Source organism: Thermanaerothrix daxensis (genome assembly GCF_001306145.1).
Classification (GTDB): Bacteria; Chloroflexota; Anaerolineae; order Anaerolineales; family Anaerolineaceae; genus Thermanaerothrix; species Thermanaerothrix daxensis.
Map to the genome: position 1 here is coordinate 707,236 of NZ_LGKO01000005.1, position 14,966 is coordinate 722,201.

The 14,966-nt window shown below is 55.5% G+C and carries 6 protein-coding genes; all 6 read left to right on the forward strand.

The features are described 5' to 3' along the window. The first annotated feature begins 185 nt into the window (after positions 1-185). From SE15_RS11920 to SE15_RS11945, 6 genes are read left to right on the forward strand one after another with little or no spacing between them, the layout of a single operon-like run. The gene (locus tag SE15_RS11920) at positions 186-2,372 is read left to right on the forward strand and encodes a glycosyltransferase family 39 protein (protein WP_054522320.1); all 2,187 of its coding nucleotides are present in this window, start codon (positions 186-188) and stop codon (positions 2,370-2,372) included. A gap of 20 nt (positions 2,373-2,392) precedes the next feature. After that, the gene (locus tag SE15_RS11925; protein ID WP_054522321.1) at positions 2,393-7,666 is read left to right on the forward strand and encodes a DUF2298 domain-containing protein; all 5,274 of its coding nucleotides are present in this window, start codon (positions 2,393-2,395) and stop codon (positions 7,664-7,666) included. A gap of 8 nt (positions 7,667-7,674) precedes the next feature. After that, positions 7,675-9,429 carry a hypothetical protein gene (locus tag SE15_RS11930; RefSeq protein WP_054522322.1) on the forward strand — a complete coding sequence of 585 codons (1,755 nt, stop codon included), beginning with the start codon at positions 7,675-7,677 and terminating at the stop codon, positions 9,427-9,429. Between the two features lie 14 nt (positions 9,430-9,443). Next, positions 9,444-10,121, forward strand: a complete 678-nt coding sequence (gene cmk, locus SE15_RS11935) for a (d)CMP kinase (protein ID WP_054522323.1) — start codon at positions 9,444-9,446, stop codon at positions 10,119-10,121. A gap of 10 nt (positions 10,122-10,131) precedes the next feature. Then, positions 10,132-11,472 (forward strand): C69 family dipeptidase, encoded by a 1,341-nt coding sequence (locus SE15_RS11940; protein ID WP_054522324.1) that lies wholly within the window; start codon positions 10,132-10,134, stop codon positions 11,470-11,472. Positions 11,473-11,506: 34 nt separating this feature from the next. Then, a complete protein-coding gene (locus SE15_RS11945) occupies positions 11,507-14,815 on the forward strand; it encodes an ATP-binding protein (protein WP_083461910.1) in 3,309 nt (1,102 codons plus the stop codon). The last annotated feature ends 151 nt before the right edge of the window (positions 14,816-14,966 follow it).

A 14,966-nucleotide genomic window follows, 5' to 3' on the forward strand; every position in this document is an offset into this window, starting at 1 on the left:
TTTCCTCTGCTCTCAAAGGGCCTCCAAGATAAGTTTAGCATAATCGCCCTTCATGCGGGCCGTGCTAGCGTCCCCGCCAAGGATGTGGGCGGTGCTTGCCAGTCCCTGGGTCTTGAATTATGATATACACTCAATTGGGGTGATCCGCCAGCCAAGAGAACCTGGACTTACGAGATGCACTGACCATGAAGGAACCCACCATTCTGGATTTCGTAAAAGCCTTGCTGACTCCCTGGCGGGGCAGGCCACCGGCCATACCCCCGTTAGAAGAACCCTCGATAACGTCCCCTTTGCCCCCTTCGGACGAAGAAGTTGTTGTAGTTTCCACGGAAGTTCCTTCTGCACCTGAACCTGGCCCCGCTAAGAAACCGGCTCCACAGCATGAAGCGAGTGAACCTTTTCGGGTGCCCTGGTTGAGTTTGTCTGCAGTGGGGCTGGCACTTTTAGCGCAAGCCCTGCTGGAACCCCCACGGGAAGGATCCCCTCTGGTGGCAGTGGGGATTTATGGACTGGCGCTGGTGGCTTTGCTAGCGGCAATCTGGAAGCGCGAATGGCAGATACCGGTCCTTGAGAATGAGACACCGCCCACGGTCTTGCCACTCAAAGTGCGAACCCGGGCTGCGTTGCTGGCTGCGGGGTTAATGCCGTTCGCTTTCCTGGCATTAGGAGGCAATCGTTTTACCCCCCTCAACCTGATTTTATGGTTGGGGTGCCTGGCGGCAACCCTGGTTGCCTTTTTACTCCCTGTGTCGTCGGGAAGAGGGTTGCGGGACTGGCTCAACAAACTGCGCCAATCGCGCTGGACTATCTCGATTTCGCGCTGGGCTTTGGTATTGGCTCTGGCCACACTGGTGGTGGCCTTTTACCGGTTTTATCGTCTGGATAGTGTGCTGGGGGAGATGTTTAGCGATCACGCTGAAAAATTGCTCGATGTGGCAGATGTATTACAAGGTCAGACCTCAATTTTCTTCCCACGCAATACCGGACGGGAAGCATTTCAAATGTATCTGACTGCCTTGATCGCCGTAGTGGCCGGTACGGGGCTCTCCTTCATAAGCCTGAAGATAGGTACAGCCCTGGCGGGTATGGCTGCACTCCCCTTCATTTACTTACTGGGCAAAGAACTCGGAGGAAAATGGGTGGGGTTGGTAGCGTTCCTTCTGGCCGGGGTGGCTTACTGGCCGAATGTCATCTCCCGGGTGGGATTGCGCTTTCCGCTCTATCCAATGGCTGTTGCGCCAGCACTGTATTTCCTCATTCGGGGACTGCGACATGGCCAGCGCAATGATTTTATCTGGGCCGGATTGGCCTTGGGAATTGGGCTGCACGGGTACAGCCCAACTCGTCTTCTACCTTTTGTCATGGGACTGGCAGTAGGGTTGTATTTGCTCCACCGGCATTCCCGAGGGCGCCGCTGGGCTACGGTGTGGGCTTTTGGGGCGCTGGCTTTTACTGCATTGGTGGTTTTTCTGCCGCTTCTGCGTTACATGGTGGAGCAACCCGATATGTTCGCCTTTCGGGCGATGACACGGCTTAGTGCGGTCGAGCGCCCTTACCCTGCGCCGGTTTGGCAAATCTTCCTGAGCAATCTATGGAAGGCCCTCATCATGTTTTTCTACGATAATGGGAGTATTTGGGTGCATTCCATTCCCGGTCGTCCGGCGCTGGATCTGTTCACCGCAGCGTTTTATTTCCTTGGTCTTGTCATCATTGTGCTTCGTTATGTGCGTGAACGCCATTGGGTTGATATTTTTCTTTTGCTCTCCGTACCCATGCTGATGATGCCCTCGATTCTCTCGCTGGCCTTTCCTGAGGAAAACCCCTCGCTCAACCGAACTGGTGGAGCAATTGTTCCGGTGTTCATCATTGCAGCCATTGGGTTGGTTACCTTTTTGCAGACGTTGAAGAACCATGTTCACCCTCGCTGGGGACAGGTGTTCAGTGGGCTGGTGGGAGTGGGGCTCCTGGCCGCGGTTGGTTATCAGAATTTCGACCTGGTATTTCGACAATTTGACCGCCAGTTCATGGCGGGTGCCTGGAATACTTCGCAGATTGGGCATGTCATCCGTGCTTTCGCCGATTCCATTGGCAATCCTGATACGGCCTACGTTGTGCCTTACCCTTATTGGGTGGACACTCGATTGGTGGGGATCAATGCGGGTTACCCGCTTAAAGATTATGCGTTGTGGCCTGAGGATTTCGAGAAAACGCTTGAGCAGCCAGGGCCCAAGCTCTTCATTCTCAAACCCGAAGACCAGGCAGCGCTGGAAAAATTACGTGCGCTTTATCCGGCAGGTTCCCTCTATTACTATGATAGTCACCGCGAAGGGAAGGATTTTTTGATTTTCTTTGTTCCTCCCCAGACTCCCTGAGAGACAAGAACGAGCCGACTATGACCACAACACCTGACGACGAAAAAGGCCATTCACACCCGACGCATCGTAGATTGTTCTGGGATGCGCTGTTAATCCTTATTCTGCTGGTAGGGGCTTATTTCCGCCTGGTGGGATTGGATTGGGATGAGGAGCAACATCTTCATCCCGATGAGCGTTTTATGACCATGGTTGCCAGTTCGGTGCGGTCCCCCGGCAGTCTGGCAGAGTATTTCAACACGGCTACCTCTCCCCTTAATCCCCATGTTGTTGGATATGGTTTTTATGTGTATGGTACGCTTCCTTTATTCCTGGTGCGGTGGGTGGGTGAAGCGCTTGGAAAAACCGGCTACGGGGAAATCTACCTGGTGGGACGAGTGCTTTCGGCTCTGGCGGATCTTTTTACCGTATTTCTTGTTTATCACATTGCGCGGCACCTTTATCGCCGAACCGGTTTGGGGGTATTGGCGGCAGCGTTCGCTGCCCTGGCTGTGCTGCAAATTCAACTGTCCCACTACTTTACCGTGGATACGTTCGCCAACGCCTTCCTTTACTTGGCTTTCTATGCAGCCGTGCGGGTGATGACTGCTCCGTTACCCGAGGATTCTCAGGGCACTCCCATGGCTTCGGGGATGCGAGAGCCGGTAGGCTTTTATTTGCTGTTTGGGGTGGGACTGGGGCTGGCATTGGCGTCCAAGGTAAGCACATTACCGGTTGCCGTTTTGCTCCCGCTGGCAGTTTTGATTCGCTTCTCACGGCTTCCTGCGGATTCGCGTTACGCAATTGGGACAGGAATGGTGCGTAACCTTCTGCTGGCAGTGGGGGTGGCCTTCCTGTGCTTTCGTGTTTTTCAGCCCTATGCTTTTAGCGGGCCCGGATTCTGGGGGCTTGCCATTAACCCGCGCTGGGTAGATAACCTGCGCGAATTGAGCAACCTTAGCAATGGAGATGTGGATTTCCCACCCGCGTTGCAGTGGGCCCGGCGTCCGGTTACCTTTGCCTGGGAAAACATGGTCAAATGGGGGCTGGGACTCCCCCTGGGGATTTTGGCCTGGGCAGGTTTTTTGTGGATGGGTAACCGCATTATCAAAGGAGAATGGCGTGAGCACCTTTTGTTGTGGGGATGGACGGGGCTGTATTTCACCTGGCAGAGTTTGAACTTCACGCGTGCGATGCGTTATCAACTCCCGGTTTACCCGGCGTTGGCGGTCATCGCCGCCTGGGCCGTGACCATGTGGTGGGAGAAAGGTCAATCCTCTATGATCGCTGTTCGTTCACACCCAAAAAGGCATCAAGTGCTTGCGCTTGGGCTGGGAGGGTTGGTGCTGGTTGGGACGTTCTTATGGGCTTTTGCGTTTACCCGTATCTACACGCGCCCGGTAACTCGTGTAGCCGCCAGCCGTTGGATTTACCAAAACGTGCCCGGGCCAATTAGCCTGCAAATTCAATCTGAGACTGGGGTGCTTAATCAACCGTTGCCGGTACGGGCCGGGGCCTCCCTTACCGCCGCGCAGCCTCTACGCTGGGCATTCACTCCCACAGAATCATGGATGGTCTCGCAGATATGGTTCGCGGCCATTTACGATCCTTCTCTTGGAACGGATCCGAAGACCGTGCAGATTCTCCTCGGTACAGATGAAGGGGAGGGGGCTGTTCTGGCAGTACGCCAGGTGACCGACACGTTTGCCGTTTCCGAAGATCAGAGTGCACGCGTTGTTGCTCTGGAGACTCCGGTTCGACTCGATGCGGGTCGGTCCTACTGGCTGGAGGTGCGCCTGGAGAGCCAGGGATATTTACTGCGCTTGAACGGGGCCATTCAATTAGGAAGTGAACAGGTTCCCCAACGGCTTACCGTCATTCCGGATCTGGTAGAGCCATTGCGCCCGGGTCAGGGTTGGGTGATTCCCTTTGTTTCTACCCAAACGGGAACGCTAACAAGTATATGGCTGAACCGGATTGTAGATTGGAGGGGATTGGATGAAACCCAAACCTTGCGCCTTCAGGTAATGGATTCGGCTACTGGGAGTACCCTGGCCACGGAAGAGATCCAAGGCACGTTTAAGGCCCAAGGGGATCCACGGGGTGAACCCTATCTACTTACACTGAAAACACCCATTCGGATGGAAAAAGATAAGGGGTACCTTCTAACCCTGGATGTTATAGCCGGTGAGGGTGAGATTGCCATCTATGGTAGCGCGCCGGCTCACGAATCTACCTGGGATGATGGTCTCCCGTTGCGCATGGATGGCTATGATCCTTACGGGGGAATTTACCGCGGTGGCTTGAATTTTGAAATGTATTGGGATGATAATGAAGAGAAACTGGCACGCTTTCTCTCCATTCTTGACCAGGCGGATTATATCTTCATCACCTCGAATCGCCAGTGGGGCACTACGACCCGCGTGCCAGAGCGTTATCCGTTGACGACGGTTTATTACCGAAATCTGCTGGGATGCCCGGAAGATAAGTCCATCCTTTGGTGTTACAGCGTAGCCCAGCCAGGCATGTTTGAAGGAAACCTGGGTTTTGAGTTGATCCGGGTGTTCCAGAGCGATCCTAACCTGGGGCCGCTCAAATTTAACACCCAATTTGCCGAAGAAGCCTTTACGGTTTATGATCATCCCAAAGTCTTGATCTTCAAAAAGCGGGCTGATTACAACCCGGCCCAGGTGCACGCAGTGTTGGGAAGTGCGGACCTGAGCAAGGTCATTCGCCTGACACCGCGCAAGTTTAAGTCCTACCCGGCGACCCTAATGCTCCCGCTGGAACGCTGGATTCAACAGGTCAGAGGAGGAACCTGGTCCGCCTTTTTTGACACTTCGGCCTGGTACAATCGTTACCCCGGCTTGGGGTTGGTGTTCTGGTATCTCGTACTCTCGGTATTGGGATGGGTGGTTTACCCGCTGGGGCGTCTGGTTTTTGGCTACCTGCCGGATCGAGGATATCCCCTGTTGCGAATTTTGGCATTGCTGTGTCTGGGGTGGGGAGTATGGGTGTTGGGTTCATTTGGGGTGCCATTTACCCCTCTCACAGTATCGTTTACGGCTGTTGGGCTTTTGGGACTTAACCTGGGGCTAGGCTTTTTACAGCGCAAAGCAATTTTTCAGGAACTGCGCCAGGGATGGCGGTACATTCTACGGGTTGAAGCCATGGCCCTGGCGTTCTTTCTCTTCTTCCTGTTGGTCCGCCTGGGCAACCCGGACTTGTGGCACCCCTACAAGGGGGGCGAGAAGCCAATGGATTTCTCCTACTTCAACGCGGTGATCAAAAGCACCACGTTCCCACCCTATGACCCCTGGTTCGCGGGTGGATACATCAATTATTACTACTTTGGGTTCGTCCTGGCGGCTGTGCCGACGAAGTGGTTGGGGATTGTCCCGTCCATAGCCTACAATTTGATCTTGCCCTCATTTTTTGCCTTTGTGGCGCTGGGGGCTTTTAGTGCGGGTTTCAACCTGGTTTACTGGGCAAATGCACGCCGGTCTCATGATGCTCCTGGGGATTCCTATTGGGCGGAAGCCAGGCCGTGGTTGGGGGGATTGGCAGCGGCAGTGGGGGTGTTGATTCTGGGCAACCTGGGCACGGTGCGCATGATCTGGCAGGGGTTGCAGCGGTTAGTGGCTCCCAATGGGCAAATTGAAGGGGCAAATTTTATTCAGCAGGCGATTTGGGCAATGCAGGGGTTGGGACGCTTGATTGCAGGTGCTCATTTGCCTTATGCCCCGGGGGATTGGTACTGGATTCCGAGCCGTGTTTACCCGGGGGAGCCGATTACGGAGTTTCCGTTTTTCACCTTTCTGTACGCTGATCCTCACGCGCACTTGTTCGCTCTGCCTCTGACCCTCCTGGCTCTGGGGTGGGGGTTGGCAGTGCTCTTTGCCGGTTGGCGTTGGATACGCTCTGAGGAGGGTGTGCAATGGCCGTTGCGGGTGCTGGGGCTCTTTTTCTTGGGGGGATTGATTATCGGGGCTCTGCGGCCGACCAACACCTGGGATTTGCCCACCTACTTGGGGTTGGCTCTGCTTGCCGTGATTTTCAGCGGCTGGCAAAATGGCGACCTTCCTGAGGGTTGGTGTCCCTATTTCTCGCCACAGATCAGACGCTGGATTGCAGTGGGGGTGGCTTCACTAGCGCTTACGGGGTTGGCGTTGTGGCTTTATGCGCCATTCAGTCACTGGTATGGGCAAGCATATGCCGCCATTGATTTATGGCGCGGGGCCCGCTCACCTTTCTGGTCCTATCTAACTCATTGGGGCGTATTCCTGTTTGTTCTGGTGTTCTGGTACGGTTGGGAAACCTACGTGTGGATGGCAACGACACCTCTTTCGGCAATACGTCGCATCTACCCGTACCGTTATGCGCTTATGATTGGAGGGATAATCTATGTGGGGGCAATGGTTTATTTGACCCGGGGACTGGGGATTGAAATTGCTTGGTTGGTCATGGCCCTGGTGCTATGGGCTGGGTTGTTGCTCCTGCGTTCGCATCAAGATCACGCCAGGCGAGCAGTCCTGGTGATGAGCGCGGCGGCGTTGACACTCACGCTGGCGGTCGAACTGGTGGTTTTGCGGGGGGATATCGGCCGCATGAACACGGTGTTCAAATTCTATCTCCAGGCGTGGGTGTTGTTGGGCGTTAGCGCGGCAGCGGCTCTGACCTGGTTATGGTCGGTGGTGCCACGCTTCTGGAAGCCGGCCTGGCAGAATGTATGGAAAGTGGGGTTGGGGCTTCTCGTCGGTGGGGCACTCCTCTTTCCGCTTTTGGGTGGAGCGGATAAAATTCGGGATCGCATGAGTCCAAATGCCCCCCACTCCCTTGATGGTATGGCTTACATGCCGTTTTCAACCTATTGGGAGGGTGAGCACACTCTGGATCTGAGTCAGGATTATCGTGCCATCCGCTGGATGCAGGAGACGGTCCAGGGATCTCCTGTGATTGTAGAGGCGAATGTTCCTGAATACCGTTGGGGAAACCGCTTTACGATTTACACTGGTTTGCCGGGGGTGGTGGGTTGGAACTGGCACCAACGTCAACAACGAGCCCTTCTGCCTGACACCTGGGTCACCGAGCGTGTGGCGGCCATTGCGGCCTTCTACAATACAATGGATCTGGAAGAGGCCCGGCGCTTCCTGGATCGGTATCAGGTTATTTATATTATTGTGGGACAATTGGAGAAAGCGGTTTATCAGGCCGAGGGGTTGGCAAAGTTTGAGACCCAGGAGGGCAGATTATGGCGACGGGTGTATCAGGATGCCGACACCGCTATTTACCAGGTGATCCGTCTGGGTAAGTGAGGGTAAGCATGAGCATATCGCATGAGAAGCAGGAGCCACAATCCTCAGCCAGGTTAGGGGCGGGCATTTTTATCGGCGTATTTCTGTTGGGGCTGGTGTTGCGGTTGATTGCCCTGGACCAGCATCCTTTGAGTGAAACCGAAGCACACCTGGCTTTACAGGCCTATGCATTGGCGCAGGGGCAGTCAGTCCCTGATCTGGCAGGCCAGCCTGGTTATCTCCTCCCTACGGCACTGGCATTTTTCCTCCTTGGGGCGCGGGAAGCCACCGCGCGGTTCTGGCCAGCGTTATGGGGAATCTTGGTAGTGGGCCTGCCCTGGTTACTAAGGCGCCAATTGGGCCAGCCCTTGGCAATCCTTTTGGCGCTGGGTCTGGCGCTGGATGCGGGTCTGGTGGCGACTTCGCGCCTGGCCACGGCTGATAGTCTCGCCCTGTGGAGTTTGCTGGGACTGATCACGTTTGCCTGGCGCAGGGAGTGGCGCCTGGCTGGGATTGCACTGGCATTGGGAGTTCTTTCTGGAGCCTCTTTTTGGCTGGGAGCCCTGATCTTGGGAGCGACCTGGGGGTTCTGGCGCTGGATTGAGGGGTCTTTGGAGGTTGACGTGCCAGAAACCCCGTATTCGCTTTATGGGGTCAGCCTCAATGGATCTATTCCCTGGCCGCGTCTTGCCATCTCGGCTCTGGTGGCGTTTTTCCTATTAGGAAGCGGTCTGGGGATTGTAGGGCGTGGATTGGGTGCGGCGGCTACGGGTTTGGTTGAGTTTCTACGTGGGTGGGCAGCTCAAGGCACCACATCGCCGGGGTTGCTGGGAATGGCGTTGCTCGTTTATCAACCCTTGGGTTGGGTGTTGGCACTGGGTCAGTGGATGAGGGGGTGGCGCCGTATGTCCCCCCTGGCCCGTTTATCCACCCTCTGGCTGGGGGTTGGGGTGATCCTGCTGGCAGTTTATCCGGGGCGGCAGGTGAGTCATCTGATCTGGGTGTTGGTGCCGCTGTGGATTTTAGCCGCCTCTACGCTGACTCAGTGGCTTGGCGGCTTGCGTGAGATCGAACGAACTTCCCTGTTGGTGGTTGCTACCGCGTATTTCGTCCTTTTGGGCTATTTGTGGCTCAATCTTGAGGGGCTGGTGCCCGGCAACGTTGATCCCCAGTGGATTTGGGTGCGGGGTTTGGCATTCCTGGGAGCCGTGTTGTTAGGGGTTGCCCTCTGGTTGGTCGTGGGGTGGTCGTGGGGGATGCAGGTTTCTCGCCAGGGCTTATTCTGGGGAGGCACTGTCTTCCTGGGCCTGCTGGCTTTTTCGGCCACCTGGCAAGCAGCCGGATTGGGACGGGCGCCCTCGGCCCAGATTTGGGGATCTCAGCCCTACGTAGCCGAGGAGGATTTGCTCCTGAAGACTTTGGAGGACGTCTCGGAGTGGGTTACTGGACGGCGGGACGCAGTGGATATTCGCGTGGTAGGGATCGAATCGGAGGCGCTTAGATGGGCCCTGCGGCGATTTTATCACGCAGAGTTTGTCCAAACACTTCCGCCTTTGGAGACTCCTTCGGTGGTAATTACCTCTGAGGTGGCGATGCCGGGAGTCAGTGCCCTTTACCGCGGGCAGGACTTTGTGTGGCGGGAGACGTCTGACTGGTCGCTCTTCTTGCCAGGAGAGTGGTTATCCTGGATAATATATCGTAAGGCGCCCTTGCAACGCCAGGCAATTGTTGTGTGGGTACGCGCGGATCGTTTTCCTCAGGTTGTTAACCTTACAAATCCTTAGTCTTGGGAATTCTCATGGAAGCACCTCCGTTGACCATAGCCATTGATGGGCCGGCAGCCTCGGGCAAATCCACAGTCGGAGAACGCTTGGCCAGGGCCCTCGGATATCTCTTCTTTGACACGGGAGTCATGTATCGTGCGGTTACCTGGGCGGCGCTGCAACGCCTGGGGTCGGTTGAGGATGAGGCGGCGGTGACCCGCCTGGCCGAGACCGTGCAGATTGATGTGCGTCCACCCAGCCACGAGGATGGACGGCAGGCTGACGTGTGGTTGGATGGCGAAGATGTAACGTGGGCGATTCGGCGCCCAGAAGTGGATCGGTGGGTTTCGCAAGTGGCGGCTTATCCGGGAGTTCGTCAGGCGATGACTCAGCAACAGCGTCGCATCGGCCTGCGCGGACGAGTGGTGATGATCGGACGGGATATCACCACGGTTGTATTGCCGGAGGCTGAAGCCAAAATCTATTTGGATGCCTCGGTGGAGGAGCGTGCTCGTCGGCGCTATTTGGAACGCAAGGCACGCGGGGAAGCGGTCAGTTATGAAGAAATTCTAGAGGGGTTGCGGCAGCGCGATCATCTGGATTCAACCCGTGAAGTCGCTCCCTTGCGCGTTGCCGCAGATGCCATTGTGATCAACACAGATGGGCTGAACGTGGACGAAGTGGTACAGAAAATTTTGGCACGAATCAATTAGGGGACAGATCATGTGTGATACCCTGGTGGCTCTCGGGCATGTTACTGCTGACGGGGCTGTGGTATTCGCTAAAAATTCGGATCGTGAGCCGGACGAAGCCCAGGTGCTTGAGGTAATTCCCGGGGCTACTCATGCGCCGGGTTCAAGTGTCAAATGCACTTATATTGAAATTCCTCAGGTTGAACGCACTTATACTGTGCTTCTTTCGCGTCCGTTCTGGATGTGGGGGGCGGAGATGGGGGCAAATGAACACGGGGTGGTGATTGGAAATGAAGCCGTCTTCACGCGCATTCCGTACGAAAAACAACCCGGCCTTACGGGCATGGACTTATTGCGGCTGGCTCTGGAGCGTGCGCAGACGGCTGAGGAAGCGTTGTGGGTTATTGTGCGGTTGCTGGAGACCTACGGCCAAGGCGGAAATTGTGGATTCCGTCACCCCTTTTATTACCACAATAGCTTCTTGATTGCCGATCCCAAAGAAGCCTGGGTGCTTGAGACGGCGGGGCGGCATTGGGTGGCGGAGCGTGTGCGTGATGTGCGGACCATCTCGAACGCGCTCAGCATCCATAAGGCCTGGGATCTTGCCTCTGAAGATGTGGTGCGTTTTGCGCTGGATCGGGGATGGTGCAAACGGCGCGAGGATTTTGATTTTGCGGCTTGCTACTCGGATTGGCTGTTCACCCGTTTTGGCGATGGACGTGGTCGGCAGACCTGCACGTTGGATGCACTTCACCAGGCCCGTGGAAAGATAGGGGTATCCACCTTGATGACAGCGCTGCGTAAGCACAATGTTTCCCGCGGCAATCCCTGGCGTCCGGATCGAGGATTAATGGGGGCGGATGTTTGCATGCATGCCGCTTTTGGTCCGATACGGCGAAGTCAGTCGGTAGCCTCGTTGATTGCCCATCTGAAGCCTGGGCGCTTCACCTTTTGGGCAACCGCAACCTCGGCTCCCTGTACCAGCATTTTTAAGCCATTCTGGCTGGATAGTGGGCTACCCGAAATGGGGCCGCTTCCGCGAGGGGAGTATGACCCCGAGTCCATATTCTGGCGCCATGAACTTCTGCATCGAGAAATCCTGCGCGATTATCCCACCCGAATCAAGGTTATTGAAGGGGAGAGAGAAGCCCTGGAAACCCACTTCCTGGCAGAAGTAGAGCGTTTAGCGGAGGCTTCACCGGATGAGCGCTACCATTTCAGTCAGCATTGCCTGGAGCAAAGCAATGAAACCGAACAACACTGGCTGGAGGCAGTGCGGCGCTTGCCCATTCAGGATCCTCCGGCCTGGCATTATGCGATTTACTGGCGAGGCCTCAATCGTATGGATCGTATGCCAATTGAGATGAAATGACAATGCAGGGGTGGAAGTGGAGTAGAATGAGCGGATGACGATGGAGTGGGTGTGGCCTTTTACGCGTGAGCCCTCCTTGGTCCTGCCCTCTCAATGGATGGGATGGTTAGGCTGGGGGCTTCTATGGGTTATCTGGGGGTGGGGGCTAAGGCAAGTAGCCTCCGGGGCCTTACAGGTTGCCCGTCAGCGATGGTATCTGCTTTTAGGGCTGGCCCTACTTGCTCCTCTCACGACCTTGCTGATCGGTATTCAAATAGGGGGTGAGGAGTTGTTGCCCTTGCCCTATTTGCCGGGCGAGTCGCCTCTCCCGTTGTTGTTACCGCTGGCAGCCATCCCCTGGGTATTGGCGTCAGGCTGGCTGGGGCCCTTTTGGGCGGCCTGGATAGCACTGGAAAGTGGTCTGTTGGTTGGCATATGGATCACGCATGATGTGTTCACCCCTCTTTTGATCAGTGGATTAGGACTGCTGTATGGGTTTGCCGTAACCCAGGCGTATCAGGGGCGCTTTTGGGCCTGGTTGCGTTTCCCCCTGGTTGCAGGGCTGGTTGTGGGGGTGGTGTACACGCCGATTCTGATCCTGGGGGCATTCTTCGCCGCTCCCGGTGGGCTTGCCACGCGCCTCGATTTTGCTTTCTCTCAGTCCTGGTTGATCAGCCTAGTGCGTTATGGGGAGTTGGTTCTGGCAGGCGGAATGGCGACAATTTTGGCGGTGGTTCCGGGGACGGGCTGGCGACGCCCTTCTATTCTGATGCCGGCACCCTGGGAAACTAGCCTGGCAAACCGTTTGCTTTTTGTGACTCTGCCCCTGGTCGTTCTTCTCTTTTTGGTCATGACCGTAAGCCACTGGATGGTGGCCGGAAACGCGGCGCGAGAGATGCTTCAGGAGCGTTTGAGCGGGGCCGCCCAGGTAGCAGCAGAGGGATTGCCCTATTTTCTAGAAAGCGGGCAGAGCCTGGTTACTCGCCTGGCAGACCCTGCTCTGTTGGAGCAACCCCCAGAGACAATCCGGGAGCGCCTGGCTCAACAATTACGAGCGGTGCCTTATTTCCACCAACTAATGCTTTTCGATACTGCGGGACGTTTGGTGGCTGCCCACCCCGATCTCGATTTGAGTATCTCACCCCTTTCGGCTCAAGAAACCCAGGGCATCAGTTTAGCCCTTAAGGGCGTTCCCATTCAGGTATATACGATTCTGCCGGCAGGGGAAAAACGGTCCATGCAAGTCTCGTTTCTGGCGGGGGTTCGTGACGCTGGTGGTGTAAAGGGAGTGCTGGTAGGGCGTACAGACTTTGATACCAATCCATTTACTCAACCTGCTCTGGCGGCATTACATAGCATCGTGAGTGAAGGTGGGGATGGCTTTATTCTGGATGAAAATGGGGTGGTCCTTTACCAGGCCAATCCCACGACCGGAGCGCTGTTGGGCGAATCCTTTGGCAGCGTTATTTTGGGGGGTGAACCCCGATTCTATGAGGGTCTCTCGCCTTTGGGAACGCGCCAATTCATGTATTACCAGCCGGTAGTGGGCAAGCCGTGGAGCGTTGTTCTGGTTATGCCTGCGCAACGTGCTCAGGATATGGCGCTTCAAATCGCCGCTCCCACCTTGATCTCGCTGGTTCTCTTTGCCGGGCTGTTGATCATTCTTTCCCGAGTGGGGTCACGCACATTGGTAACCTCACTGTCCCTTTTGGCCTCCCAGGCCGCTCGAATTGCTCATGGGCAACTCGATACCCCCGTTCAGGTGGAGGGAGTGGATGAGGTTGGACGACTGGGTCGAGCCTTTGAGCAAATGCGTCTGAGTCTGAAGGCGCGGTTGGAAGAGTTGAATAAACTCTTACGCGTCAGCCAGGCGGTGGCTGCCAATCTGGACGTTGAAGCCGCCATTGCGCCAGCGCTGGAAGTCACGTTAGGGGAACACGTGGTAGCAGCGCGGGTGGCTTTGATCCCGGAAGTGAAATTAGATTTTACCAGTGGGCAAGGAGTGGCTTTAGGACAGGGTAGTCTTGCCGAGCCTTTTGCTTATCTGGATGAGGTTCTCTTTGAGGGGGTGCGCCAGCAAAACCTTCTCACCATTGCCAATGTGGGTCGTGCGCGGCGCCTTCAGGAGGTGATCCAGGGACGGCCCTACCCATCAGCCCTTGTGGCGCTGCCGTTGCGCTACGAGAACACTTATTATGGGGTGTTCTGGGTGGGTTACGATCAGCCGCGCGTTTTTGCTGATGAGGAACTGCGCTTTTTAGAGACGCTGGCAGGAAACATTGCGATGGCAGCCGCCAACGCGCGGCTGTATGCCACGGCTGAGGTAGGGCGCAAGCGCCTGGAAGCAGTGCTGGCATCGGTGCCTGATCCGGTGCTGGTTTTTGACAATCAAAATGCCTTGTTATTACTCAACCCGGCTGCCCTTCAAGTACGGGGGTTGTTTGGGCAGGTGACGCCGGGAAGCGCTTTAGAGGAAGTGATAACAGCTCCAGGACTCCTGGAACTCCTTTCCCTTCCGCCTGGAACGCGCTTCCAATCGCGGGAGATTGCCCTTGCTGAAGGGCGCATCTATCACGCCAGCGTGGCAACGGTTTGGGGCGAGGAATACCCGATTGGCAAAGTGTGCGTGCTCCAGGATATTACTCATTACAAGCAGTTGGATGCTCTGAAGTCTGAGTTTGTAGCAACGGTGAGCCATGATTTACGCTCGCCGTTGACGCTGATTCGGGGTTATGCCACCATGTTACAGATGATTGGCGACCTCAACGAGCAGCAGCAAGGTTACCTGCAAAAGATGGTCAGTGGTATCGAGAATATGACGCGGCTGGTCAACAACTTGCTTGATTTGGGGCGCATTGAGGCCGGGATTGAATTAAAACTCGAAAATCTAGATCCCGCGGAAGTGGTGAGCCAGGTAATTGCCCAGTTGCAGCCTCAGGCGGCTCAGAAGAGCATTGAAATACAAAGTGAGTTTCATCTTCCGGAGGGCCTGGTTCTGCGCGCTGACCCCGATCTTTTGAAACAGGCCCTGCTCAATTTGGTGGACAACGCGATTAAGTACACTCGCCTTCATGGTGGGGTTTGGGTGAGTGCTACTTGCGAAAACGAACGAGTGGTCTTTGCGGTTCGGGATAACGGTATTGGCATCGCTCCTTTGGACCTGCCGCGTCTGTTTGAGAAGTTTTACCGCAGTGGACGACGAGAGGCCCATGAACAGCGCGGAACAGGTCTGGGGTTGGCGATTGTCAAATCCATTGTGGAACGTCATCATGGGCGAGTGTGGGTGGAAAGTCAACTGGGTAAAGGAAGTGTGTTTTATATTGAATTACCCCTTGACCCTGAAAAAGCCGAATCTCTGGTATAATTGCGAATGCGTTGGACAGGTGGTTATTCACAAAAAGAATCTTAAAATTTCTCTAGCGGGGTTACAAAGGCAGATTTTCGTGTTATAATTTTGTTTTGCATGCATGCTATAGTTGACACCCAAACGAACTCAAACGCGTGAGGTCGTACCT

Coding starts and splice junctions, on each gene's coding strand:
- SE15_RS11930 (WP_054522322.1), top strand. CDS start 7,675: ATGAGCATATCGCATGAGAAGCAGGAGCCACAATCCTCAGCCAGGTTA.
- SE15_RS11925 (WP_054522321.1), top strand. CDS start 2,393: ATGACCACAACACCTGACGACGAAAAAGGCCATTCACACCCGACGCAT.
- cmk (WP_054522323.1), top strand. CDS start 9,444: ATGGAAGCACCTCCGTTGACCATAGCCATTGATGGGCCGGCAGCCTCG.
- SE15_RS11940 (WP_054522324.1), top strand. CDS start 10,132: ATGTGTGATACCCTGGTGGCTCTCGGGCATGTTACTGCTGACGGGGCT.
- SE15_RS11945 (WP_083461910.1), top strand. CDS start 11,507: ATGACGATGGAGTGGGTGTGGCCTTTTACGCGTGAGCCCTCCTTGGTC.
- SE15_RS11920 (WP_054522320.1), top strand. CDS start 186: ATGAAGGAACCCACCATTCTGGATTTCGTAAAAGCCTTGCTGACTCCC.